Origin of the sequence: Chryseobacterium nakagawai (genome assembly GCF_900637665.1) — a bacterium.
Lineage (GTDB): Bacteria > Bacteroidota > Bacteroidia > Flavobacteriales > Weeksellaceae > Chryseobacterium > Chryseobacterium nakagawai.
On the sequence record NZ_LR134386.1, the window covers coordinates 4688574 to 4714903 of the forward strand.

Below are 26330 nucleotides of genomic sequence, written 5' to 3' on the forward strand. Positions count from 1 at the left end.
CATAGGTAAATTATAAATAATGGGGCAATAAGGGATGCCTAAATAACTCAGAGAAAGCCTAGAAAATTTTTTAAATAAAAAAACCGCCAAAAAATTGACGGTTCTGAAATATTTATATCTGAGTATAATTATTTTTTAAGCTCTTCTAAAAATTCGTCGTGCGAAATTTTAGTTTCTTTTTTGCTAGCTTTTTCAAGAATTACATCTTTTAGTTTAGCCATAGCAACTTCAGAAGAGATTTGTCTTACTTGCTCCTGATCTTTCAACATTTCAACAGCGTATTTTTGGATCTCTTCATCACCTAGGTGGTGGATTCCGTAGATAGCCAATTGGTTTTTCACTAATTGCTCAGCTTGTGCCAATACATCAGCATAGTCAAGGTTGATTTCGTTATCAGTCATCAATTTACCTTCGATGATCTGGTATCTCAATTGGTTTTTCTCAGCTTCAAGGATTTCTTTAGCCTGATCTTCAGACTGAACGTTCTGGTTAGAGAACATTAACCATTTTACTAAGAAAGTTTCAGGAAGTGATACTTCTTCTTTTTCAGTAACTTGCTCTAATACTTTATTCACGAAGTGAACATCAGCATTTTGTTGGAAATACTCATCTAATTCAGTCTTAACTTTGTCTTTAAGCTCGTCTTCAGATGTAATGTTCCCTTCTCCGTATACTTTGTCGAATAACTCCTGGTTAAGTTCAGCTAAGTTTAATGAATAGAAGTCTTTTACTTTCACTTCAATTTCATTGTGGTGTAAGTGTTCAACTTCTTCTTTTCCGAACCCTAATTCTTTAGCTAATTCTTCATCACCTGCAAGAGTTTCTTTAGTTACTTTTACAGATCCATCCATTTTCAAAGCTTTTACTAATTTGAAAGCTTCTTTGTTTTCACCTGTAATGGTAACGTTCTTTGGGTGGTGGTGGTGCTCTCCTTCAGCATCTTCTTCCACAACTTGAGAAACTTCTAAAGCGATGTAAGAATCTTTAGTGATTTTATCTTGAGGAACCTGCTCAGCGAAACGCTTCTGCATGTTTTCAATACTCTTGCTGATTTCTTTTTCAGAAGCTTCTACTTTGTAGTGAGGTGCTTCATATTTAGCTAAATCTATAGTGAATGCAGGTTCATATCCTACTTCGAAAGCAACTGTTACCTGATCAGCATTGTAATCTAATTCGTTTACAGGCTGAGGAATAGGCTGACCAACTAATCTTAACTTGTTTTCGTTAACATAGTTGTTCAAAGCATCAGAAACCTGTCTGTTGATTTCTTCAAATGCAATTCCTGCTTCATATTGTTTTTTAACCATACTCAAAGGCACTTTCCCTTTTCTGAACCCAGGAACTTGCGCATTTTTAGCATAATTAATCAATTGCTTTTCTACTTTTTCTTTGTAGTCAGATTTCTCCAATGTTACAGTAAGTAATGCACTTACATCATCATGGTTTTGTGCGGTAACCTTCATTATTGATTAAAATTTTAGGTTGCAAAAATATGAATTTTTTATTAGAATCACCCATTTAAAATCAACTAATACAGCCAAATATTGTTAAATAAAAAAACCACTGAATTTTTCAGTGGTTTCTCCAAATTAATATGACGATATGTATGCTCTTTTCTTGGGAGAGCTTACTTCTTAATTAATGAAAATCAATGAAGATATCTACATCGCTTTCACCGCCCACAGTACTTCCCTGTTGGTTATCTGCTGAAGGTGAGTTGTCATTCACAGCAGTTGCTCCGTGTACAAGGGTAATGTTTGCTTTACCTGCTGCAGCGGTAGCTACTGTCCATTCAGTTTTAAGTCCCAATTTCTTACCATCAGTTCTTACCACGTCATCAGCTGTTCTTTTTACTTTAATATCTGCTCCTGAGAATTTATAGGTAACAAAGTGCATATCTTTTTCTTCTATAATTTCCTCTGCATCATGGTAATGATCTCCATGCTTAATCTGGAAATTAACATCTACAGCATATGTTGCTCCTTGAGTAAGATGAAAATGGTCTGTTGTCTGGCCGTTAGTAACTGTTACGGTTTGTTTTGTTCCATCAGCCTTATTCGTAGCTGTCACAATCACCTGCCCCACTTCTTCATGCTCATGAATATCTTCAGGAATATCATTCCCGTCACGGCAGGAAAACAATAGAACAGCAGCGAATAATAATAGTGATATATTGAATAATTTTTTCATTGTAATTTAAATTTTAAATAATAAGAGTTAAAAATTGTATTTAAGAGTAACCACAAAGTTTCTTCCCGGTTCCGGCATATAATATCTCAATCTGTTAAGATATTCCTTGTACTCTTTGTTAAAAATATTGTTGATTCTGAAATTCAGATTCATGTTTTTGAAAAGATCTGTACCTATAGATGCGTGAAATATTGAAAATCCGGCAGGAGGAGTACTGTAATCTATGATTTTAGTTACCATTTCTCCATCCTCTATAAACTGTACCGACTGATCTCTGATAGGGAAACGATTTTGCTTAAATACATTTTCATTTTCCAGTCTGATATAGAAATTAGTAGGTTTGTTTAGTTTCAGCTCCAATGAATTTCTAAGATTCATAGGCATCATGAGAATAAGAGGTTCATTATTCGTCAAATCATCTCCTCTCAAAGCACTGAAATTGGTAGTCCATTTCAAATTATCCAAAATATTAAGCTGTGCATCAGCATCTATTCCGTACATTCTGGCTTTTACCTGCTGATATGCCCAAACCGCAAAGGTTCCTCTACTTGTATTCTGAATTTCCACCGGCATTTGATTAATGAAACTATCAGAGAAAATAATATAAGGATTAGCCTCTATCTGTAATCCTTTCAAAACATTGAAACGCCCTGTTAATGAAAGGTTAGCATTATAAATCTCTTCTTTTTTGATTCTTAAATCTCCTTTTTCAATAATGGCAGCAGAATGATGAAGCCCATCTGCAAATAATTCCGCAGGATTCGGTGTTCTGCTCATTCTTGAAAAATTAAATTTGATATCAAAGCTTTTAGAAGGGTTATAATTCAACCCTACATTAGCCGAGAAGTTATGATTGTCAATAATTGGACGAGATAATATTCTGCTTCCACTCTCTTTCACATAAAATTGTGGAAAAACAGCTGCATATTTATCATTCCATTCTTTAGCATCATAATATTTATAAGAATCATATCTGCTAAAATCATATCTCACTCCAGCTTCTGCATTCAGTTTTGGAGTAAAACGGTATTTAAAAACAGAAAATGCTCCTGCATCATAACGGTAATAATCCGGAATTAAGCGTCTTACTTCTGTAGCAGGGTTAGGATAATTATCCTGAAATCCTCCTGAAATCCCACTTTCAAGGCTCCATTTTGAACGCTCAATAAGATGAGTAAGGCTTGCCGAATGGGTAATCAGCCTTAAATCCATAGAAGGAGTATCTTTCAAGTCTCCTTTTCTGATATCATATTCTTTACGTCTGTTTAACTGAAAACTATATTGAAAAGTAATTTTACCAAAATCTGCAAAACGTCTATAGGCAGAAATCTTCGCAATATGATGTTCCACAGTCTGTTTCGGATAACCTATATTATATCCAAAATCATCCAGAAAATAAGGTTGTCCCAACGTCATTGCTTTATAGATATCATACCCGTTTCCAAGATGCGCTCCTCTATAAATTCCAAAATCCTGGTTAGTTCCGCTGTAGGAAACATCAAACCCCTGCATAAAACCATGATTCCCAAATGAAAAATTGAAAGAATTAGTTTCCACTCCGGTATTTTGAAGCGTATGATGCGGAATGTATAAATCTCCTAGCTTCTTATAACTTCCTCCTGCTTTCACAAACCATTCATTTTTCCAGGCCTTAAGTACATTGGCTGAAATTTCGCCTCCTTTTCCATTGGAAATTCCTGAAAGCTTCACATTCCCCATGATCGTATCTTTCTTTGGAGGAATTGCAGGTTCTAAAAGAACAACTCCTGCCACTCCATCATTTCCATATTTTAAAGCGGATGCTCCTTTGATAACATCTATATGTTCAAAGTCATTCACATCCACATTGGGTGCGTGCTCTGCTCCCCATTCCTGTTCTGCAAGCTTCACTCCATTATTCATGATAGAAATACGGCTTCCATAAAGACCATGTATCACAGGTTTTGTGATATTATTCCCTGTTTTCAACGCTGAAACTCCTGAAATTTTCGAAAGAATATTCCCAAGGTTTTCCGTGGAGTTTCTTTCAATCTCTGTTTTATCCAGTGTTTTCATTACTACAGAACCTTTATTTTTATGGCTTCCATGTAAAGTAATGGTTTCTATATCACCTGAATGATGTTCTAAAATAATGGTAATATGAAGATCCTGATCAACTCCTATATTTTCAGTATAATCATTGCAATCAGGATGTTTTGCAATGAGTGTATACTTCCCTGCAGGGACTTTATCAAAGGAAAATACTCCTTTTTTATCTGTTTTGGCTGTAAGATTTCCAATTTTCACCACTGCATTTTCCAGCATGGTTTTATCATGAAAATCCTGAACCGTTCCTTGTACAGTATACGTTTTCTGTGCACTCGTAAATACTGATCCACAAAAGATCAGCAACAGGCAATATATCAATTTCATTGTAAAATAGATTGATTGCGTACCCTTTTCATAATAGGTACATTTTTCGTTAAAAATTTATTGAATGGGTTTGGATTCATGATACGATGCATAATATGCATGTAAAATGTATTATTAATAATGACAATGATGAAGTTAAGTATAATAGAAGTAAGTAACTGAGTATTTTTAACCAGTAGTATTACTTATTAAAAATCGACTGTTGTTTTTCAACTACTTTAAACATTAGACTTCAAATCTTCATAAAACTCTAGAATATAGAGCTGTAAACCCAATAAGAATGTATTGATTAGGAAATTGTGGGCGGTCCCCGAAGCTGAAAGTTAAATTTGGTCTGAGACCAGATTTTTTCCTGAATAGCGATCATTTGCTTTACTTCGTGCGTATAATGCTCAAAGCTAAAGCTAAATTCTTCAGGAGCTAATGTGTGTCCGGTCACCAAAAAGTGGCAGGCCAGACAGTCACCCGCTTTCTCTTTAGTAATTGCTTTCGTTACAGAATTTTCGACTTTTTTAAAATTAAATGCTTTAAAATAATCTACCGATTCGTGATGATGAAAGCTCTGAGAAAGCAGCGCGATGAAGTACACCCCAAACAATAGCCTGGAGATAAATACTTTTAAATTTCTGCTTTCTTTAATCATGGTTCAAAATTATGAAAATAATTTAATTTTCAGCTACAACTTCCATTAAATTACTTTTACAGTTCATTTTTGATAAGTAGAAAAGTATATTATTTTGTTACAAAAAAAATGCTTCAAAAAGAAAATTATGAAGCATTTATATGATTAATTAATCAAGTTGAGTTCCTAAGTATTCCCATTCCTGTAGAGCACTATCCAGCTCTTCTTTAGCTTTATTATATTTTTCTAAAGTTTCTTCGGAAGGATTTTCTTTAGCGAAAGAAGCTTCCATTTCTTCTACTTTGGCTTCAAGTTCGGAAATTTTCTCTTCTACTTTTTTAATTTTATTCTGAATATTTTTTTGTTCCTTGCTGACAATATTGGATACTTGACTGTCGCTAACAACAGGTTTTTCTTCTACCTTCTTAGGTTCTTCCTTCACATCACTATGAAGTTTAGCCTTTTCTGCGGAAATCTCTCTGATGGTTTCTTTTTGTCTGTACTCAAGATATTCATTGATGTCTCCAAGGAATTCTTTCATCTTCCCATCACGGAATTCATAGATTTTATCACAAAGTCCCTGAAGAAATTCTCTGTCGTGAGAGATTACGATCAATGTACCTTCAAAATTCTGTAATGCCAACTTAATGATCTCCTTAGACTGAATATCCAAGTGATTGGTAGGTTCATCCATAATCAATGTATTGAAAGGACGAAGTAACAGTTTACAAAGTGCCAGACGGTTTCTTTCTCCCCCGGAAAGTACTTTCGTTTTCTTGCTAACAGCATCTCCCTGGAATAGGAAAGATCCTAATAAGTCTCTTACTCTTGGTCTTGTTTCTTCCGTAGCAGCATCTTCTGCTTCTTCAAGAACTGTTTTATTCGGTGTTAAAACTTCTTCCTGGTTTTGGGCAAAATACCCGATATTTACATTGTGTCCAAGATTCCAGATTCCTGAGTAGTCTTTGATATCTCCAGCTAAAATTTTGGCCAAGGTTGTTTTTCCTTGTCCGTTCTGTCCTAAAAGGGCAATTCTATCTCCTCTTTGAACAATAAAATCTACATCATCAAAAATCTGTTTCTTACCATAAGCTTTTCCAAGCTTTTCTGCTTCAAAAATTACTTTTCCCGGAACCATAGACTGTACGAAACGGATATTGAATTTTGAAACGTCTTCGTTATCTACTTCAATACGCTCAATTTTGTCTAATTTCTTAATAAGAGACTGTGCAAAAGAGGCTTTGGTAGCACTTGCACGGAACTTATTAATGTTATCTTCCATCTGCTTGATTTCCGCATCCTGATTCTTTTTAGCTTGAATCAATTTTTCACGGCGGTCTTCACGCATTACAAGATATTTGGTATAGTTGGCTTTATAGTCATCAACCTTCTTATTATTGATATCAAAAGTACGGTTACAAACAGCAGTCATAAACTGTTTATCGTGACTTACAAGAACAATAGCTCCCGGATAATCTTTTAAGAAGTTTTCCAGCCAAATGATAGATTCCATATCCAGGTGGTTGGTAGGCTCATCGAGAAGCATAATGTCATTCTTTTGAAGAAGCAGTTTTGCCAATTCGATTCTCATTCTCCATCCCCCTGAAAATTCATCAGTTATTTTTTGAAAATCGTCAGCTTTAAACCCTAAACCAAAGAGCACTTTTTCCATATCGCCTTCCAGATTGTAAGCGTCATGGTTCATTAAAAGGTCATTCAGTTCGGTCATTTTATTAATCAAATCCGTGTAGGAATCACTTTCGTAGTCGGTTCTTGTCGTCATTTGATGATTAACCTCTTCAAGCTCATTTTTCCATGCATTAATTTGCTCAAACGCCTGCATAGTTTCCGCCCACACTGTTCTTCCTTTTACGAAGTCAAGATCCTGTTTCAGGAAACCAATGGTAACACTTCCCTCTTTAATCACTTCTCCTTCGTAGAAGTTAATTTCTCCGGACAGCATTTTTAATAAAGTAGATTTTCCTGCTCCATTTTTTCCTACGAGCCCTACTTTATCATCCTTTTTAATGGTGAAATTTACGTTTTGAAATAAATAATTTCCTGAATGATGTAATCCTAAACTTTGAACCGAAAGCATTTTAATTGATAATTAGTAATGAATAATGAATTTTCGGGTGCAAAAATACGGAAAAAGAAATGAATAGCCCAGAAATAAAAAAACTGACCATTTTAGCTGGTTTTTTATCAGTCAATTTTCCAGTAAGATTTATTAAAAAAATATTCAGAAGCTGTACAAATGATATTTTGGAATACAAAAATTATCTGCTCTACAATCAAAATGTATTGAAAAATTATTGAGCATTGGAACTCAAAAGCTATCCTAATATAATGTACGAAATTTAAAATCCAATAATTATAAAAAGAGGTATTATCGATAAAGGGAACATCTAAAACGATGTTCCCTAACCTAAATTTAAAACTAAAAAGAAGTGAGATTAATTATTGATTTCATCCAGTTTTGTTGTTGGAGTTTTGATAACTGAACGAGTCCAGATATCATTATTGGGAACACTTGTTCCGTACAAAAAGTCGGCTACAAAACTGTCTTCAGGAAGATGAAGTTCTGCAGAAAGTCTTGCATGACTGTTCTGGTCTACAATAGTACTGCTTGAAACATTCAATCCGTTGTTGAGAAGTTCAACATTCATTTCATATTCGGATCGTTTCAATAAACCATCGCGATAAAGCCCAAAATTTGCAGCAATATGGATATAATCGGCCAGTTTACTGTAATTGTATTTTGGTTTTTTATCTAGTGATAGCTCTTTTATATATATCGTCATTTCTTCATATAAACTTTCTAACAAAGGATGCCTGTTATAATCTGTTTCGAAATCTTTTCCTGACGTAAAAACAGGTGAAACTTCATTGGTTTCTTCCAGCATCAGCTTTCCATATAGTTTTGAGAGTTCATTGTAAACTTTATCCCTGCAGACATAGGCTTTAGAAAAAGCATCTTTCCTTTCCATTCCGAATTCGGAAAGTAAGGCATCCCATATTTTATTTCCTTCAGCATTCGTTTTTCTGCTTCTTATATTTTGGACATAATTCTTCAGATCCTCTGTATTGGCAAAATCTGTAGATATATATACGGATTGTGGTCCTTCCAGATACCCACCTCCAACATCTGCATGAGCTCCCGGAACAAAAATTTCTTTCCAAACGGAAGTCGTATTCCTGAACCGGTAATCCTGCATCATTTTTGAATTTTCAAAAAATCCCGTCAGTGGAAAAAAGAATCGGCATTCATTGATGGCACAGATATGCAATACATTTTCCACATGATAAGCTCCACTGAGATCATATGTATTAAATGGTTTGGACTCTACCGTATCAAAAGCTCCCAAAAACTTCACTTTCATCTTAGCTAAAGAATAGGTTGAGAAAAGCCAATGACTAAAAGTTCTGGCTAGCATTCCCCCTCTTCCGAAACCATATAAATAAAAATGATATTCACAGTCTACATCATGAATAATCTTCTCTACAAAGTTTTCTGCTTTCTGTAATTTATCATCTGAAGAATATCCTTTTCCATAAGGTGGATTGGCGCAAGTTGTGATGGCAAAATTGCTATCTTCCTGGCCTGAAACGGTTCCTATTCCCTCAATATATATTTTTTCGCTACCAATAAATAACTTGTATAATTTATAGATATTGGTAAATGCCCCATGATAGCTTTCATTATTATTCAGTGGTTTATCTGCTGAAAGTGCATTTACTCCATTGTTTCCTGTGCCGTCAAAGAAAATTCCGACGGAAATCACTCTACTGTCATTCATTCTGTTGTTAATTTTTTATGACAGATCTTCTCTGTACATTTATGTTTTTATTTAAAATCCCTCAAAGAGACATTCCAAAATAACGGAAGAAAGAGCAGTTTGGCTAGAGTGAAAAGTACCAAATAAAAAATTCCGTATTTCTACGGAATCCAATCAAATTTTTTCAAGCGAGTATATATTGTTTACAATGGCATAAATGACTATTCCCACAGTATTTTTGGCTCCTATTTTTTCAAGAATACGTTGTCTATGACTTTCAACGGTCCTGGGGCTGATAAAAAGTTTTTCACCAATTTCATTGTTTGTAAATTCCTGACAGATTAGTTTTACAACATCTTTTTCTCGTTCAGACAGCTCATCTTCAGTTTCAAAGAGTGAATTTTTCTTGGCTGAACTGTTCATATAGGTAAACAGCATCTGGTGATCTTCAGCCGTAAAGAAAACTCCATTTTTATCAACCATCGTAATGGCATCAATAAATGTTTTCTTATCTGAATTTTTAGGAAGGAAAGCTGAAACACCCAACTTAACCATATATCCTAAAACGGATGTTTTGTAATGAGAAGAAAGAATAATGATTTTAAGATCCGGATATTTTTCTTTGAGAATTTCTACCAGCTCAAAACCATTCATCGGCTTCATCTGGATATCTACCAATGCTATATCTGGAAATTCTTTTTCTGAAAGTTTTTCCAGGTATTCTATAAAATCAGGTCCGTTATCTGCAGTGAGACATACAGATATATTTTTTTCATTGGACAGCAGCATTTTTACCCCTTCAAGGATTAGCTGTTCATCATCAATCAGTGCTATTTTGATTTGGGAACTCATGATGTTTCGGAATTTTAATGATTAAACGACTTCCTTTATTTAAAAAAGATTTTTTCCACTTATGAACGGCATTCATCGATTTGATCCTGGATTCGATGTTTTTAATTCCCATGCCTTTTTTCACCTCTTCATATTCGAATCCCTGTCCATTGTCTGAAATAACGACCGCCATATTTTGCGGATAATCTTTAATGTAGATCCAAAGATCCGTCGCTGTTGAGTGCTTAATGACATTGGTAGTAAATTCCTGGATAATCCGGTACAGCTGTACTTCTACAAAGAGATCCTTTTTTTCATATCCGGGCATTACCTGCATGGATATATTAATTTTGTGAGAAAGGTTGGCAATGAGTTCTTCTACATATAAAACCAACCCCACCGATTCAAGATTAACAGGATATAATGAATGGGAAATACTTCTGGCAGCATCAATCAGTGAAGACATCTGGCTGTAAATATTTTTTTTAATCAAATCATCTCCCTTGGTATCCAGGTTATTGAGCCATAAAGAAAGGATATTGAGCCTGTTTCCTATATCATCGTGAATCATCACGGCTATTCTTTTACGTTCTTCTTCCTGAGCCTTGATGTTTTCTAAAGCCAGTTTTTTCTGATGAAGAACTTCTGCTTCATGCTGTACATTTTTTTCTTTAATAATCCTGCTTATAAAAGCTCTATAGGCAAGCAGAATAAAGGATACTATAATTGCTATGGTGACAATTATAAGAATCAAAAGGTTGATATTTAAGGTTACTTCTTTAATCGGATGAAGGTATATATAAGTGAACAGTATAATATACTTGAAAACACGTTATTGGCAGTGAAAAGAATATAATAATTGTTTTCTGAAAGATTGGCAATCTGATGCTGAATGATAAATATAAATACAGAAACAGAGTAATAGAAAAAAATACTGGCATCTACCCAAAGAAAACGATTCTGATCTGATGTCTTTTTGATCTCATTAATCAGAGCAACTCCTGAAAGGCAGATGATAATGATATTAGAAACCACCTTTGCAATATCGGCATTGACAGGATAGTCAAAACTATATTTTGAGATCATAAAACTTACCGCAATTACAGCACCCAATCCTAAAAGGTATTTGGGCCAATTCAGCTTTCTAATAAACAAACCTGTCAGTAAAAAAAATTCTCCGGCAATGTAGAACGGATAAAGAAATGAGGTATCATCGAGTCTGAATATGTAAGGCAAGGCAAGATTCAGTAATTCAATAAAAAACAGAAAAGCAATACAATAAAAATATTGCTTTTCCTTAAGATTTAATATGCGGTATTTAATAGCTCCCAACACTATAACAGCCAGAAGCAATCCGTAGTTTAGGAATAAAATCGTCTTATAAAGATCTGCCATTCCTTTTATTCATTATTTTAAAATTCACCTTCCATTCCTGGTATACGGCAGATAGGCGGACATGGTTTTGCCCAATCATACATATTGGAAATAGTCTCTGCACGTTGTGAGTTTTGAAGATCTTCGCGGAAAGAAATGAAAATAAGAGTTACTAACATTTTTCCATATACTTTATTGTACTTAAGTCCAAAAGAACACTTAATTTCCCTCAGTCCAGCATCTGAAAGACATAGATCTGCGGTAGGTACATAAAATCGTTTAAAGATTCCCAATCCTTTGGATTCCTCATGCTCTTTATAAAACCAATCCATTCCTGATTCTCTCCAGGTTTCAATAGCTTCTATAGCAATATCCTGATCTAAAATAGGCTTATTGGATATAGGGAAAGCCATATCTGAATTTTGCTCTACTTTTTCAAGTCCTTTCGAAAGAATGGCATTTTTAACAATAGTATATTCCTGGACTTCCTGGAGTTTTACATCTTCAGTAAGCTCAGTAAGAACACTGAAAGGATATTCTTTTTGATCTATTCTGTCTCCCTTTTCATTCATAGGGTAAAAAATCAAGATTACCTGATCTTTCCAAATTCCCATTGCTGCACAGAACTCAGGATAGTCTTTATAACTTTTCATCCAATTGAGCGGACCATCGGAAATATTAAAGACATAATTGGTAGGGATTAAATCTTTTATTTTGAAAAAATTGCAACGGCAAAGTTCCCATTCGTCTGCAGCAACTTTACAATCTCCTACAGGAAGCAAATAATCTACGATGTTTAATGTTGTCATAAGCATGGTTTTTTAGTTGTATAAAATTATATAAACTAAACATGCTGTGCAAGTAGGAATTTAATTAATAATTACGCACTGTAATATGATAGCAACTCTGCTGCTTTTCTTTAATGTAATAAATTCTCCCGGCATCTGAATAATGCTTTAAAACTTTCTCTAAAGCCACCTCCATTTTGGGGTTGTATTTTAGGACATTGTTAAATCGTATATAAGAAATATCAAAGGAATTCCCATAGTTATGGGAGCTGATTCCTAATGAAGCATTAGAATTGACTCTTCTCAATCTGCATTGATCTTCTAGTGTTCTGGTGATGGATGAAACAGTGAATGTCCCTCCTTTTGTTGCCTTGCTGAATTTGGACCCGATATTTTCCAGCGTGGTCTTTCCTTTAGAAACCATATAGGCTTTACTATAATCAAGTTTTTGTACCTGATACCCTTTTCCTGACTTCTTAATTTTATGAAATTTTCCGTTGCTGATATATTTCTGTACAGTCTTGGAGTCCTTCAGTAAGTGTACTCCAAAACTTTTGGAGGCATCCAGATGGGGTTTGTAAAGTGCAGTAGGTTCAACCTTCAAAACAGTTGTAAGATCATAGCAGGGAAGCACTTTTTTGGCCGCCTGCGAATAATGTAAACTATACATAAAAGGTACAAAAACCACACAAAGAAACTTTCTCATTAACCACCACTTTAAATTACTAACGAAGGATAAAACAATTATGTTAGTTCATTTAATAATAACTATAATTGTATCCGACAAATCCCAAACAAACATCAAACCAATTTATTGAATTTACAATTTTTGCACCTCTAATTTTGAAATATTTTTTAAGTTTTAACTTTTTACTTTAAGATATAAATTCTACATTTGAGTTACATTTTTAAAATAAACAACATGATAAAAAAACTTTTTGCTGAATTTTTCGGCACATTTTGGCTTGTTTTCGGAGGTTGCGGGAGCGCTGTTTTTGCAGCAGGTGTTCCTGATATTGGCATCGGACTTTTAGGAGTTGCTCTTGCCTTCGGTCTTACTGTTCTTACCATGGCTTATGCTGTAGGACATATTTCCGGTGGCCACTTCAACCCAGCAGTTTCTTTCGGACTTTTAGCGGGTGGTAGGTTTTCTGCAAAAGACCTTATCCCTTATATTGTAGCACAATGTCTTGGTGCTATTGTAGCTGCAGGATGTCTATACACAATCCTTAACGGAGCCGGAGTTGTAGATTTCTCAAAACCGGGAGCATTTGCTACCAATTTCTATGGAGAAGCGGTCTACAACGGAAAAGCATTCAGCATGGGAGCGGCATTCCTTGCTGAGTTTTTACTAACAGCGTTCTTCCTTATCGTTATTATGGGGGCTACAGATAAATGGGCTAATGGTAAGTTTGCTGGTATTGCGATTGGACTTGCCCTTACTTTGATCCACTTAATCTCTATCCCTATTACGAATACTTCTGTAAACCCTGCAAGATCCCTTTCACAGGCAGTTTTCACAGGCGGATTGGCTATGTCACAACTTTGGTTGTTCTGGGTAGCTCCTATTCTTGGTGGAATTGTAGGTGGATTAATCTACAAATTCTTACTTCAGAGAGATACTGAGGAAGTAACGGACTAATAAATTTTAGAATTATAAATACCTATAAAATCCTGTCTAATGACGGGATTTTTTTTACGCTATATAAGAACTTGATTTTATTTTATGGAGGTAAAAAAGCAACTTCATTATTAATAAAGGACTTTAGCTATGCCCCTATGGGGTAAAAAATAATACATATTTTCTTTCAACTGATGAAAATATTACAAAACCTAACAGGTTTTAGAAACCTGTTAGGTTTATATTTAACTCTTAATCAATTCCATTCGATCTTGGAATAAAATATTTTCTTACTTCTTATTTTTAAGATCAAAAGGATTTTTGAAAATGAGTTCTTCATGCTTTCCTTTGATTTCCATTTTACGTTGAAGTAAGTTCAATGCCATTTTTCTGATAAAAAGATCTTTATCATTCAGTTTCCAGTAAGAATCTTCATGGAGGCATTTTGGTGCACGGATAAGATAGAACTCCGTATCCCAGGTATCTGCATTATGATAAAATTCTATAATTCCACAATGTTCAGGAATGAGACTTGCGTCGACCATTCCCATTGGAAGCAAAAAGCTGAACATATTACAAATATAATCACCACAGGAAATTTTATCATGCTTTAGAAATTTGTCCCCAGTATCTTTATTGATATATGATTTTTTAAAATCATTTTTAAAATCACTTTTTGAAAGCTTGATTTCAATTTCATGACTTACTCCTTCTGCATCAACAATAAGAATATCGGCTTCCCAGTCTGCCTGAAAATAATTCGTCAAAACGAGTTCTTTTTCAAAATCGCAGTGGGTGTGGATATATGCGTGAACAAGTTCTTCTATTTTGATCATGATTTAAAGTTTAGATACCAAATATGATATTTTCACATAGGATTGTAAGATGGCCTATTTAAAGCTCTGAAACCCGAACTCTGAAGCAAGCTTTATTTAACTCACCAATAAGCTGCAGCCTCTGATATCAGAATGATCTATTCTTCCCAGAACCTGAAACTTATCCCCTATTATCTTACCTAAATCCTGAGTGGCAATAAAGGAACAGGAATGGGTATTGGCTAAATCGATAATATTGATAGCACCCGTTCTTCCTTCTTTTTCATAAGATAAAGGATCTTCTGCATTTCTAATCTTGATTCTCATCCAATTAGGGCATTGATATTCGTTGTTTCCCAGGGAATACGCCTGAGATAACAACTCTGTCATTGAATATTCTGAATAGATTTTGTCTGTTTTGAAGCCTTCCTGTAAAATTTTCAGGAGTTCATCTTTTGTCATTTCTTGTTTTCTTCCTTTCATTCCACCAGTTTCGATAACGATTAGGTTTTCAAGAACCTTTAGAGATTCTTCGCTTCGCTCAGAATGACAGTAGTCTAAGAAGTCTAACAGCGCAAAGGAAACTCCGAAAAGAATCACTTTTTTATCCTGCAATTGGTTTAAAAGATTGAAAAGATCGGAATGATTATAAAGGAAATATCCATTTTCAGGTTTTTCTGATTTTTTCATCAGATAATCCACCATATAAATCAGTGATGAATTCTGTCTTTCCAGATAACTTGGAAGTAGTCCAAGGAAAATAAAATCTTCTGGTTTACCAATGAATTTTTCGAAGCTTTTGTAAATACTTTCTTCATACAAATTCGTATTGGCTATGAAATGCTTTGAAAGATTCATCTGTGTGGTTCCTGAACTCTGAAAAAATAAATCCGTAGTCACATTTCTATCCAGAATCTGATGGTTTTTAAACATTTCAATCGGAAGAAAGGGAATTTTCGACAGATCATCAACCTCATCCGGACTGATGTTTAAAAAATCTACAAACTTCCTATATATCTCAACATTTTCATATTGATAACGAAATGTTTTCAATGATGCATTCAGGAAATCCTGTTCAGTCTGTATGTTGAATATATTGTTCGTCTCCATAATTTTTTCAATCGTCTTATTACTTCAGTGTAAAGCAATTACTGGGATAAAATATTTTTATTTAATGTTTTTTTAATATGAGAACCTGACTTTGGTAAACTTCTTGCAAGTACTTCAATGGAATATGGATTAAAAACAGAATGAGTCCCCCACTCATTCTCAAATTACCTCTTTTTAGGGGTAATTTTTTTGTTTTATTTATCGAAAGTATTCAGTTCAAAGTCTTTTTCAAAAACGCCATAGGTAAAATAGGAAATCCAGTCTCCCAAATTGATGTATTTTGAATTTTGCCCCAAATCCAATACCATAGGAAGGTGACGGTGCCCATATACGAAATAATCAATCTTTTGGGTCTTCAGCTTCTCCTTCGAATAAATGATAAGAAATTCCTTATCTTCTCCTAAGAATGCTTTGTCTTCTTCTCCTGAGATCATTTTATTCTTTTGGGAAAGGTACAAGGCCACTTTCATAGCGATATCAGGGTGAAGCCATTTGAAAAACCATTTTGCCACCGGATTGGTAAAAACTTTTTTCATTCTCTTATATCCTTTATCACCAGGTCCGAGACCATCTCCATGAGCCAGTAAAAACTGTTTTCCACCCATTTCAAAATATTGTTTCTGGTAAAAAACCGTGCATCCAATTTCCTCTTCGAGATAATCTTTCATCCAAAGATCATGATTTCCCACAAAAAAATAAATATGGATTCCTCTGTCTTTCAGTTCTGCAATTTTCCCCAGAACACGGATATATCCTTTAGGTACCACATGCTTCCACTCATACCAGAAGTCAAAAAGATCACCCATTAAAAATAAAACCTGAGCATCTTCTTTGATCTGATCCATCCATCGTATAAATTTTTCTTCACGTACCTTACTTTCTTTAGGAGTAGGTGCACCGAAATGCTGATCTGAAGCAAAATATACTTTTTTTCCAGGTTCTAAATTAATTGTTGTCTTTAACACCTTCTGAGCTTTATAGGATAATAATTATTGATTGTCTTCTGCAAACCATTCTCCATAAGAATTTTCTGTCTCATGAAGTTTAAGATAAGCCAAGGAAATTCCTTCTGGAAGTCTTGATTTTATTTTGGCTGCAATAGCATACAGCATATTTTCACAGGTGGGTTGGAAGCTGCAATAGATTACTTTATGGCCTTTTTGCTCAAGATCATCACCCAATTCTTTATGAGGAGTCAGGGCATTTAAAAGCACTGCATGATCCCAAACGTCTACGATCTCAGATTTTACGATACTTTTGATATCTCCGAAATCAACTACCATCCCATTCTTAGGGTTATCAATATCATTAATCGGTTTTCCTTTCACTGTTACAAACAGTTTATAAGAATGTCCATGCATATTTTTACATTTTCCATCGTAATTGTATAGTACGTGGGCTGTTTCGAATGTAAAAATTTTTGTAATACGTATCATATTGCAAAGATAAGGAATTTGAGGTGAGTGTAAAATGATGTCCGGAAAAGAAAAATACTTATATTTTACCTGATCATACCTTTAATCCGGGACCTTTCATTTTAAAATACATATTTCACTACAATGCCAAGGAAAGGATTGATTATTATTTTTTAAATAATTAACTTTGAAATATATAATAAATCTTGATCAAAATTTATTTCTTTAAAGTATTTTAATTACCGGTTCCCCAAAGACTATTGGTTTATTTATTGAATATTTAAATTATTAATACAATGAAAAACCGGGTGTATAAAATAATATTCGTTTTTTTTCTTTTTTTCCTGTGCGTTGTAAAAGCATATCAGTCTGAAAATATAATACCTGATAAAAAAGAGCAGTATGAAAAAGAACTGATTCAGTATGCCAAAGATTTTGGTGATGACCCCAAGAAATATATTGACAAGTTTAAAACTTTACGCAGGAAAGCAATACAAGGAAACATCAGAGAGGTCGCTACTGAATCCCTATATTATCAGGCTTATTGTTTTTATTTTACCAATAAAAATGACAGTTCCAGCATCTATTCTCAAAGGGCTATTGAAGAAGCTGAAAAATATAATAATGACAGGATCAAAGCAAAGGCTATGGGATTGCTTGCCATGGTATATTCCAGACGTGGATTTACCCATCGTGCATTCAGCTTACTGGATGAGGCCATAAAAGAAATGGACCAGAATGACCACAAGACCAAAGCCCAGCTCTATGCACAAGGGCTACAGATTTCAATGTATGCCAGCAACCATGATAAAGAAGATAGTTATTCTATACAGTCTCTTAGAGAGGCTGAACTTTCCGGGGACAAAGGGACACTTCGGATGGCATACATAGGCCGGAGCCGCATCGAAAACTACAAAGGAAATGGTGAACAGGCAAAAAAGCTACTGAGAAAAGCAATGGCAACGCTCAATGGAGCCGAGGATAATTATATCAGTGCTCATATCAATCTAGGATTTGGAGAAATTTACCACAATCAAAAGATGCCGGACAGTGCAATACTCTATCAACTGAAAGCTTTAAAATCTGCTATGGCAATAGGAGATAAAAAATTTTTAGCAGATATTTATAATGGGTTAAAAGCATCTTATAAAGCAAAAAATGACTTTGAGAATTATAAGATTGCTGATGAAAATGCCGAAAAATTAAATGATAGCCTGAGAGTAATAAATATTACAGAACAGGAAACAGTATTGAATTCCCTTGAGAAAGATACGAGGGACAAGCAAATCAAAGAAAAAAGAAAGTATCTTATTATTACTGGTATCTCGATTCTTTTATTACTGTTCTTTCTTTTTATACTGATAAGATATTACAGACGTTTATATAAGCTGAAGCTTACTACCAGGGAAAAAGAAAAAATAATCCAAGAAAAACAAAACAAGATCAATACATTGGAGGATGAGATCCAAAAAGATTCTATAGATGATATTTTACGTTATGCCAAGGAAGATCAGCCCGTTTTCTTAAAAAAATACAGAGAGCTTTATCCTGATTTTTTCAAAAAACTGGAAACAATAACCCCGGAACTGACTCCCGATGATCTTAAATGCTGTGCTATGATGCATCTTAACTTTACTGCAAAAGAAATAGCATTCTACACCCATGCTTCCATTCGTACAGTGGAAAATAGAAAATACCGTATCCGTAAAAAACTGAACCTGGAATCCTCTGTGGACTTAAATGAATTTTTAATAAACTTATAAAAAATCTTTAAAATCAGTAAAACTTAATTAATACTCTAAATGCTCTGACGCATTAGTCTGTTTAATGAAAACGATCCCATCAAAACATTCATTAAGCTTTAACGGCTCTGTAATCGTAAATTTTTCTGTTGCAACAGTGATAGGACCATAGCCTACAAATCTCATTTTAAAAGCCTCTCCGTACCCTTTTTCTGAACTATTATCAAAATTCACAAAATAATTTTCATAATTATGATTCCCTAGTTTCACCTCCCAACTGTTTTCCAATGGATTCGGGAGTTGATATGATGTATATTTATTACTTTTCACTGCACGTGGATCAGTGGTAGCGCTGTAGCTTCCAAAAGAGGTAGAAGTTGCTAATGCATAATACTTTTTTCCATATTTTTCTTTAATGTATCCCCCCATTCCATCTACCAGAATCGGTTTGAGAGCAATATGACCGTTATGGGCAAAAAGAATCATTTTTTTATTATAGGTAGCTTGAATTTTCCCAATCATTTCAGCCATAATAAGGTCTCTCGAAACATCGTAATTTTTTTTACTTGCCTCATAAGGAATCTTAAACCCTTGTTCAAGATTGTATAAAGCAAGTTTTGAACTCAGATCCATTTTTTGTCCATACAAACTGTCTGCTTTCTTAGCTAATAAAAATCCTTCTGTACCATTTTTTATGACAGCTTTCATGTCTAGTTTGAAAGACGGATCATTCTGTTTTTCCCACATTTCATCCTGTAATCCAGCTTTTATGCGAATCTCATTTGCAATCTCAGTATATTCTTTTCCTAAGCTAACAGGCTTTTTCAGAACTTCTGCACTCTTTGTAATAACGTCTGTATCGAACCCGGAAATAATTACTTTGTCTGTATGATTACTATTATATTCTCTGATCCACATCAACAGATTATAGATTTCTTTGGTCTGCCAGATAGAAGTCATATATTTCTTTAAGGCAATATTCAAATCAATCCCTGAGTTAACAGCCTCATTAAGAAAAGAAGCATCACCATACGCACTTTCAAATGCTATAATTTTAAAATCATTTTTACTAATTAATTGTTTAGAAATCTCAGCTCTGATTTCATTAAATTCTTTGGTTCCATGTGTTCCTTCTCCCAACCCTACTATCGTATGATCTTTCAATTGTTCACTGATGTTTTTTACCGCTTTAACCCTATTCTTTTGGCCAGCAAACTGCTTTGGAATTTGAATCTCATTTTTGGTATTTTGTGAAAAACCAATTAAAAAACATGATAGAAAGGCAAGAGTTAAGTATCTATTTAACATTGTATATTTAATTTTTTAGTTAATTTTCAGGGCTAAATTATTATCCGAAGTTCCATCGGTATTGGCTGTATTGTAAGGAATGGTTAACCATCCGCTCTTATTCATCACAAACTTAAAGCCATAGCTTTTTCCCTTTTCAAATTGAGACTTGGGAACGGCAACCTCAAAGAGATTATTCTTTTTAGGAACCATCTGATATGATGGATCATTCATATTCCAATTATTAAATGCACCTGCTACTGAAACATTTTTAATGAATTCTGTACTTGAATTCTTAGGATATTGATAGGAAAAAACCACCTTGTCATTTTCTATTCTGTATCCATAAATTTCCTTCTTCAGATTGGGATGAGCAAAAGGCTCTGCAATTGTGATTTCTTCAGCCAGCATATAAGGATTCATTAAGTTTTTATCTATAATTCCTGCAATATGATTTATCATTTGATACATTACCGGAAAACCTTTATTTCCATTATACATGACAACAATCGCCATATCATGATCTGGAAAAATGCTGTAGGCATTTACATTTCCTCCCGAAAAACCATATGACTTCGTATTATTGTTATCTGTAATTTCCCAACCATACCCGAATTCCCAGTCATTATTTTTATAGTGGAACGGTTTCCACATCATCTTTTTTGTTTCTGGTTTCACAAAATTATTTTTATTGAAATGGATACTCCACTGTAAAAAAGCAGGAAGTGTAACCGCCAAACCATTGGCTGAATGGGATCTCACTCCATCAATAGAAGTTAATTTCTCATACTGTTTCTTCTCCGGATTATAATTATATTTCCCTACTCTGTTAGGGATTTCTTCAATAGAATTAGATGAAAAAACCACCTGATTTCTAGAGTCCGGAAATTGTTTTTCATAAATATACTCTTCAAAACTTTTTCCTGTTATTTTTTCAATAATCATAGCAATCAAAAGATAATTTGTCTGATTATACCGGTAATGATCCCCAGCTTCAAATTCATTTTTTTCCTTAGACAAACGGCTAATGATTTCACTATGGGTTGCTTTTTCTGAGAAATCTTTAATATCAGCCATATCCGGAAGTCCCGAAGAATGGGAAAGAAGATTTTTAATTTGGATATTTTGCCAGTCTTTGGGCAAGTTCTCTATATACTTTGAAATTTTATCTTCTACTGATAATTTTCCATCCTCTACAAGTTTAAAAAGGCCAACATTGGCAATTAGCTTTGTAGTGGAGTATATCCTAAACTTAGAATTGGAATCTACTTTTTTATCACTTTCCAGGTTTTCACGCCCATAGTATTGTTGAAATGTTATCTTATCATTTTTTACAATTCCTACGGCCATTCCGGGAATTTCATTGATTTGGATAACATTTTTTATATAGCTATCAATTGCTTTTGACTGTTCTGCTGTCTGGCTAAATCCTAAAATGGATATGTTAAAAAATAGAGCTGTTAAAATGGATTGTTTCATTGTTTGTTGATCTATTATTCATAAGACAACAAAAAACTTTATTATGTTACAAAAATTTTTATTTTTTTGATAAATGACCCAGCAAATTTCAATTGGGCTGTAATTGTTCAACTTTGTACCCTAACTCAGCTAAATAATTCAATCCATTTTGTTTCTTTATTTTATTCTTTCTGCTCCAACCCTTTTCTATTCCCTGTAAAATAAATTGATGTATATATTTGGGTTCATTGATATTGATCACTTCCATGGAATTTGTTTTGATATTCATCAAACTGATTCCCGATTTCAGAGGCTGCCCCATAATATAATCATCAAAGGTTAGAAAATCAATGATTAATGGAGTCTGTTTTTCACCATTTAAAAATATCTTTACAGTAAGCGTATTGGTTTCCGTTTCGGCATGAAATTGATCGGTAACAGAATATAAATACGTTCTCTGATTTGTAATTATTTTTCTTAATTTATTCTTCACTGTGCTTTTTTAATTTTTCAAGCCAATTGTTTTCCAGCCTCTTAATCTTCTTTGCATTTGTATCAAATAGTACCCAAAGTGTACTTGAATCCACTACCAGTTCGTCATTACAATAGAATTCTACTTTCCTTGGCTGCTTAGCTCCTTCCGGGTTTTGCGGATAAGTTTTTACTGTAATTATATCATTGAGATATGCTTGTTTTTTGTAACGAATATGATGATCCAGAAGCATCCAGGCATCATTCTCATATTCAGTTTTCTGTTTTAAAAGATTCCAGTGTTCTGCTGCTACTTCTTCTACCCAATGTACATATTGTACGTTATTGACGTGGTTATTCTGATCGATATGTTGTTCTGTCACTTTAATCTGTTTTTCATATACTAAATCCATCTTGTTGAAATATTTACCCAAATTTATGATTTAAAATAAAAGATTTCCAATGCTTTCCGTGTAAAAACAACTATGTAGGGTAAAGAAAAACGGAACCAGATAAATCTGATTCCGTTTTATAGTATTCAATACATTGAAATTATTTTTTAGCTTTTCCTGCTGCAGGTTTAGAAGTTGTTGTAGCTCCTAGTTTTGCTTTTACCTGTGCAGTAATATCTTCACTCTCATCTGTGTAAACAAGGTTACTTCCCTGCGTGGCAATATCAAATACAAAGCTTAAGTTTCTTTCTTTTGACACTGTAAAAATAGCTGTTTTTATTTTTTGTTGTATTGGAGTAAACAGTTCGCCCTGCTTAGCAGAAATTTCTTTAGCTGCCTGTGCTCTTGCCTCTTCAATTTTTTTACCCAAATTGTCTAATTCCGTCTGTGCTGCAATCAGTTCTTTAGTTAAGGCTTCTTTATTAGTATCGTTGAATGTTTTTTCTTTATCCTGTGCTACTTTCAGCTTTGTCTGATATTCATTAATCAGTTTGTCAATTTCAGACTGTTTTGTTTTAGTCAAATTATCAATAGATTCACCAGCTGTTTTTACTTCAGTCATATTGTCAAAAATATCTGCAGTATTTACACTTCCGATCTTCTGTTGAGCATTTACAGTATTAGCAGTTAAAGTTAATCCTGCTGCAATAAAAAATAATTTAATTAGTTTCATTATAATATATACTTTTTCGAAAATTCTTTTTTTCCGTGTCCAAATATAGTATAATTTTTCATTTAAGATCATCTTCATTTTTTAGCCTTACTTAAAGTATAAAAACTATTCAAAAACAGTGTAAAAATCATACAAAAGCTTTCATCATAAAAGTTTTTTCAACATAAAGCCCTCCCCAAAAATTGAGGAGAGCTTCGATAATATGTATAATGCAAAAAACTGAGCTTTAGTGAAACTGAGCCGTCTCTGTAGAATCTTTCATCGCTACGGTAGCTGAAGACCCGTTGGTAACAATGTTCTGAACCTCATCAAAATATCCTGTTCCTACAAAGGACTGATGTTTTACAGCCCTGAATCCTTTCTGTTGTAAAGCAAATTCACGTTCCTGAAGTTCTGAATACCCAGCCATTCCCTTCTCTTTATAGGCTAAAGCCAATTCAAACATCGCCGTATTCAAAGCATGGAATCCTGCCAATGTAATAAACTGGAATTTATATCCCATTTTAGCTAACTCTTCACGGAAAGTAGACATTTCTTCAACACTTAGTTTAGCCGCCCAATTGAATGAAGGCGAACAGTTATATGCAAGCATTTTTCCTGGAAACTTTGCGTGAATTCCATCAGCAAATCTTTTAGCCTGCTCCAAATCTGGATTTGAAGTTTCCATCCAGATCAAGTCAGCGTAAGGTGCATAAGACAATCCTCGGTCTATCCCCTGTTCTACTCCATTTCTTACTACATAAAATCCTTCGGAAGTTCTTTCTCCTGTTACAAATTTTTTATCTCTATCATCAATATCTGAAGTGAGTAAGTCTGCAGCATCTGCATCTGTTCTTGCAATAATAAGACTCGGAACCCCCAATACATCAGCAGCCAAGCGTGCTGCAATCAATTTATTAATAGCTTCCTGAGTAGGAACCAGTACTTTTCCACCTAAATGTCCACATTTCTTTGCAGAGGAAAGCTGATCTTCAAAGTGCACACCGGCAGCTCCTGCTTCAATCATTTGCTTCATCAGTTCAAATGCATTCAGGTTTCCTCCAAAACCGGCTTCAGCATCTGCGATAATGGGAACAAGATATTCTTTATCTCCGGCTCCACTTACTGACTGAACCTGATCTGCTCTTAGTAAAGCATTATTGATTTTTTTCACTACAGATGGTACTGAATTCGCTGGATACAAAGACTGATCGGGATACATTTCCCCAGAGAGATTTGCATCTGCTGCTACCTGCCATCCTGAAAGATAAATTGCTTCTAAACCGGCATCCACTTCCTGCACAGCCTGATTACCTGTTAATGCTCCCAATCCTGCCACATAATCCTGAGTATTTAATTTCTCCCAGAATTTCTTAGACATTTCTGTTGCAATCGTATAATCAATAGTATAAGAGCCCCGAAGTTTTAAAACTTCTTCTGCGGCATAAGGTCTTTTTACACCATTCCAGCGTGGGTTTGTCAGCCAATCTTGCTCTAGAGCCTGGTTTTGTTCTTGTCTTGTTTTCATAATATTTGGATTTTGTTTGTTGAGTTATAGGGTTCGAGATTCGGGATACGAGGTTTAGAATGATTATCAACAGATGTAGGATTAAAACTCTTAAACACTCAAGTCTTCGACTCTCAAACTAAATAAAAGGATATGCTTTCAGGGTTAAAAATTCTTCAAAATTTTCTGAGAAGATCAACTCATTAAATAATTCTTTGGCAAGGTTGAATTTTCCGTTTTTAAAACGGGCTTCGCCCACATATTTTTCAATATTGTCCATTTCTTCGGATTCCCATTGAAGAACCATATTTCTGGTTAATGTTCTGTCGTCGCTTAATACTGCTTCATTTTTCAGCCATTGCCAGATTTGTGTTCTTGAAATTTCAGCAGTAGCGGCATCTTCCATCAGATTATAAATTGCGGCGGCTCCTGTTCCCATCAACCAGCTTTCGAGATAGAGAATTCCTACATTGACATTCTTTCTTACTCCTTTCTCTGTAATTTCACCTTTCGGGATTTCCAGCAGATTACTTTCCTGTATGTTGTATTCAAATTTTTTATCGATCTGATTTTTGGAAGGCATATATTCATCAAAAATATCTTTAGCTACTGAAACTAATGCAGGATGTGCTACCCAGGTTCCATCATGGCCATTCTTTACTTCCCTTTCTTTATCGCTTCTTACTTTTTCGAACGCAATATTATTGGCTTCATCATCATTTTTTACAGGAATTTGCGCTGCCATCCCACCCATCGCATGAACATTTCTTTTGTGGCAGCCTTCAATCACTCTTTTTGAATACGCACTCATAAAAGGCGAGGTCATTGTTACCTGATCTCTGTCCGGAACAATAAATTCCGGAAGGTTTCTAAACTTTTTAATATATGAGAAAATGTAGTCCCATCTTCCGCAGTTCAAACCGGAACTGTGTTCTTTTAATTCATATAAAATTTCATCAATCTGAAATGAGGCTGTAATGGTTTCAATTAAAACCGTTGCTTTGATAGTTCCTTGTGGAATTCCCAAATATTCCTGAGCAAAGACAAATACTTCATTCCACCACCTTGCTTCTTTATAATGTTCCAATTTCGGAAGATAAAAGTATGGACCACTTCCCTTTTCCAAAAGCTTTTTTGCATTTCTGAAGAAGTAAATTCCAAAATCTATCAGGGATCCTGATGTTTCTTCATTATTAATCTTAATATGTTTTTCAGGAAGATGCAGTCCTCTCGGACGGACTAACAAAACGGCTGTCTTTTCATTCAGCTGATAAGCTTTTCCTGCTTCGTTGGTAAAATCAATGGTTCTATTAATAGCATCGGAAAGATTAATTTGTCCCTCCATTCCATTTTTCCAAGTGGGTGAGCTACTATCTTCAAAATCTGCCATGAAGGTAAAGGCTCCTGAATTCAGCGCATTAATAATCATTTTACGGTCAACCGGACCTGTAATTTCTACTCTTCGGTCTAATAAATCATCCGGCAATGGTGCGCAAACCCAATTTCCATTTCTGATCTCTTCTGTTTCCTTCAAAAATTTCGGAAGGATTCCCTGATCGAATTCTTTCTGCGTTTTTTTTCGTTCTTCCAGAAGTGCTATTCTTTTATGATTGAAATTCTGGTGTAATGCGATTAAGAAATCTATCAAATCGGGAGTGAAAATTTCTTCAAACTGCTCTTGAGCCGTAATTTTTAATTGAGTCTTAGTTTCCATAACATGTTGATTTTGTGATTTGATACTACAAACATAAACAAAAACTTTTATAAAATAGCGAACGTTCGCTAAATTTATTTAAAAATTATT

The 26330-nt window shown here is 34.4% G+C and carries 24 protein-coding genes; 2 read left to right on the forward strand and 22 right to left on the reverse strand.

The features are described 5' to 3' along the window. Positions 1–128: 128 nt before the first annotated feature. The 11 genes from EL260_RS21095 to EL260_RS21145 all read right to left on the reverse strand — a co-directional run bounded on the left by EL260_RS21095 (position 129) and on the right by EL260_RS21145 (position 12702). The gene (locus EL260_RS21095) at positions 129–1463 is read right to left on the reverse strand and encodes a trigger factor (RefSeq protein WP_123857475.1); all 1335 of its coding nucleotides are present in this window, start codon (positions 1461–1463) and stop codon (positions 129–131) included. Positions 1464–1638: 175 nt separating this feature from the next. Beyond that, entirely contained in the window at positions 1639–2190 is a 552-nt protein-coding gene (locus EL260_RS21100) for a hypothetical protein (protein WP_123857476.1), read from the reverse strand. Between the two features lie 27 nt (positions 2191–2217). Further along, the gene (locus EL260_RS21105; protein ID WP_185145925.1) at positions 2218–4602 is read right to left on the reverse strand and encodes a TonB-dependent receptor; all 2385 of its coding nucleotides are present in this window, start codon (positions 4600–4602) and stop codon (positions 2218–2220) included. Between the two features lie 289 nt (positions 4603–4891). Continuing rightward, a complete protein-coding gene (locus EL260_RS21110) occupies positions 4892–5245 on the reverse strand; it encodes a hypothetical protein (protein WP_123857477.1) in 354 nt (117 codons plus the stop codon). Positions 5246–5393: 148 nt separating this feature from the next. Beyond that, positions 5394–7322 (reverse strand): ABC-F family ATP-binding cassette domain-containing protein, encoded by a 1929-nt coding sequence (locus EL260_RS21115; protein ID WP_123857478.1) that lies wholly within the window; start codon positions 7320–7322, stop codon positions 5394–5396. Between the two features lie 358 nt (positions 7323–7680). Then, positions 7681–9024 carry a T6SS phospholipase effector Tle1-like catalytic domain-containing protein gene (locus tag EL260_RS21120; protein WP_123857479.1) on the reverse strand — a complete coding sequence of 448 codons (1344 nt, stop codon included), beginning with the start codon at positions 9022–9024 and terminating at the stop codon, positions 7681–7683. 153 nt (positions 9025–9177) lie between these two features. Next, complete coding sequence (locus EL260_RS21125; RefSeq protein ID WP_123857480.1) at positions 9178–9855, reverse strand: response regulator transcription factor; 678 nt, start codon at positions 9853–9855, stop codon at positions 9178–9180. Beyond that, the gene (locus EL260_RS21130) at positions 9824–10588 is read right to left on the reverse strand and encodes a sensor histidine kinase (protein ID WP_228445558.1); all 765 of its coding nucleotides are present in this window, start codon (positions 10586–10588) and stop codon (positions 9824–9826) included. Before EL260_RS21130 ends, EL260_RS21125 begins: the two co-directional genes overlap by 32 nt. 17 nt (positions 10589–10605) lie before the next feature. After that, positions 10606–11229: a hypothetical protein gene (locus EL260_RS21135; RefSeq protein WP_123857481.1), complete on the reverse strand. Its 624-nt coding sequence runs from the start codon at positions 11227–11229 to the stop codon at positions 10606–10608. A 17-nt stretch (positions 11230–11246) separates the two neighbouring features. Then, positions 11247–12017 (reverse strand): hypothetical protein, encoded by a 771-nt coding sequence (locus tag EL260_RS21140; protein ID WP_228445560.1) that lies wholly within the window; start codon positions 12015–12017, stop codon positions 11247–11249. A 64-nt stretch (positions 12018–12081) separates the two neighbouring features. After that, positions 12082–12702, reverse strand: a complete 621-nt coding sequence (locus EL260_RS21145; protein ID WP_123857483.1) for a DUF5715 family protein — start codon at positions 12700–12702, stop codon at positions 12082–12084. Positions 12703–12921: 219 nt separating this feature from the next. Here EL260_RS21145 and aqpZ point away from each other — a divergent pair, with 219 nt between their 5' ends. Continuing rightward, positions 12922–13638 (forward strand): aquaporin Z, encoded by a 717-nt coding sequence (aqpZ, locus tag EL260_RS21150; RefSeq protein ID WP_123860595.1) that lies wholly within the window; start codon positions 12922–12924, stop codon positions 13636–13638. A 269-nt stretch (positions 13639–13907) separates the two neighbouring features. Here the strand turns inward: aqpZ and EL260_RS21155 are convergent, their stop codons facing one another. From EL260_RS21155 to EL260_RS21170, 4 genes are all read right to left on the reverse strand, one after another. After that, entirely contained in the window at positions 13908–14453 is a 546-nt protein-coding gene (locus EL260_RS21155) for a hypothetical protein (RefSeq protein WP_123857484.1), read from the reverse strand. A 96-nt stretch (positions 14454–14549) separates the two neighbouring features. After that, the gene (locus EL260_RS21160; protein WP_123857485.1) at positions 14550–15542 is read right to left on the reverse strand and encodes a LuxE/PaaK family acyltransferase; all 993 of its coding nucleotides are present in this window, start codon (positions 15540–15542) and stop codon (positions 14550–14552) included. Between the two features lie 194 nt (positions 15543–15736). Beyond that, the gene (locus EL260_RS21165) at positions 15737–16507 is read right to left on the reverse strand and encodes a UDP-2,3-diacylglucosamine diphosphatase (protein ID WP_123857486.1); all 771 of its coding nucleotides are present in this window, start codon (positions 16505–16507) and stop codon (positions 15737–15739) included. A gap of 24 nt (positions 16508–16531) precedes the next feature. Then, positions 16532–16978 (reverse strand): 6-pyruvoyl trahydropterin synthase family protein, encoded by a 447-nt coding sequence (locus tag EL260_RS21170; protein WP_045500594.1) that lies wholly within the window; start codon positions 16976–16978, stop codon positions 16532–16534. Positions 16979–17253: 275 nt separating this feature from the next. On the opposite strand from EL260_RS21170, the gene EL260_RS21175 reads away from it, so the two are divergent. Beyond that, on the forward strand, positions 17254–18720 hold the full coding sequence (locus EL260_RS21175; RefSeq protein ID WP_123857487.1) for a tetratricopeptide repeat protein: 1467 nt from the start codon (positions 17254–17256) through the stop codon (positions 18718–18720). Between the two features lie 27 nt (positions 18721–18747). Here the strand turns inward: EL260_RS21175 and EL260_RS21180 are convergent, their stop codons facing one another. The 7 genes from EL260_RS21180 to aceB all read right to left on the reverse strand — a co-directional run bounded on the left by EL260_RS21180 (position 18748) and on the right by aceB (position 26240). Next, positions 18748–20007 carry an erythromycin esterase family protein gene (locus EL260_RS21180; protein ID WP_123857488.1) on the reverse strand — a complete coding sequence of 420 codons (1260 nt, stop codon included), beginning with the start codon at positions 20005–20007 and terminating at the stop codon, positions 18748–18750. Between the two features lie 15 nt (positions 20008–20022). Then, positions 20023–21465 carry a serine hydrolase gene (locus tag EL260_RS21185; RefSeq protein WP_123857489.1) on the reverse strand — a complete coding sequence of 481 codons (1443 nt, stop codon included), beginning with the start codon at positions 21463–21465 and terminating at the stop codon, positions 20023–20025. Positions 21466–21553: 88 nt separating this feature from the next. Further along, entirely contained in the window at positions 21554–21937 is a 384-nt protein-coding gene (locus EL260_RS21190) for a hypothetical protein (RefSeq protein ID WP_123857490.1), read from the reverse strand. After that, positions 21927–22328, reverse strand: a complete 402-nt coding sequence (locus EL260_RS21195; RefSeq protein WP_123857491.1) for an acyl-CoA thioesterase — start codon at positions 22326–22328, stop codon at positions 21927–21929. Before EL260_RS21195 ends, EL260_RS21190 begins: the two co-directional genes overlap by 11 nt. Before the next feature lie 139 nt (positions 22329–22467). Beyond that, the gene (locus EL260_RS21200) at positions 22468–23040 is read right to left on the reverse strand and encodes an OmpH family outer membrane protein (protein WP_123857492.1); all 573 of its coding nucleotides are present in this window, start codon (positions 23038–23040) and stop codon (positions 22468–22470) included. Positions 23041–23266: 226 nt separating this feature from the next. Next, positions 23267–24547: an isocitrate lyase gene (gene aceA / locus EL260_RS21205; RefSeq protein ID WP_123857493.1), complete on the reverse strand. Its 1281-nt coding sequence runs from the start codon at positions 24545–24547 to the stop codon at positions 23267–23269. A 118-nt stretch (positions 24548–24665) separates the two neighbouring features. After that, complete coding sequence (gene aceB, locus EL260_RS21210; RefSeq protein ID WP_123857494.1) at positions 24666–26240, reverse strand: malate synthase A; 1575 nt, start codon at positions 26238–26240, stop codon at positions 24666–24668. Positions 26241–26330 lie beyond the last annotated feature (90 nt).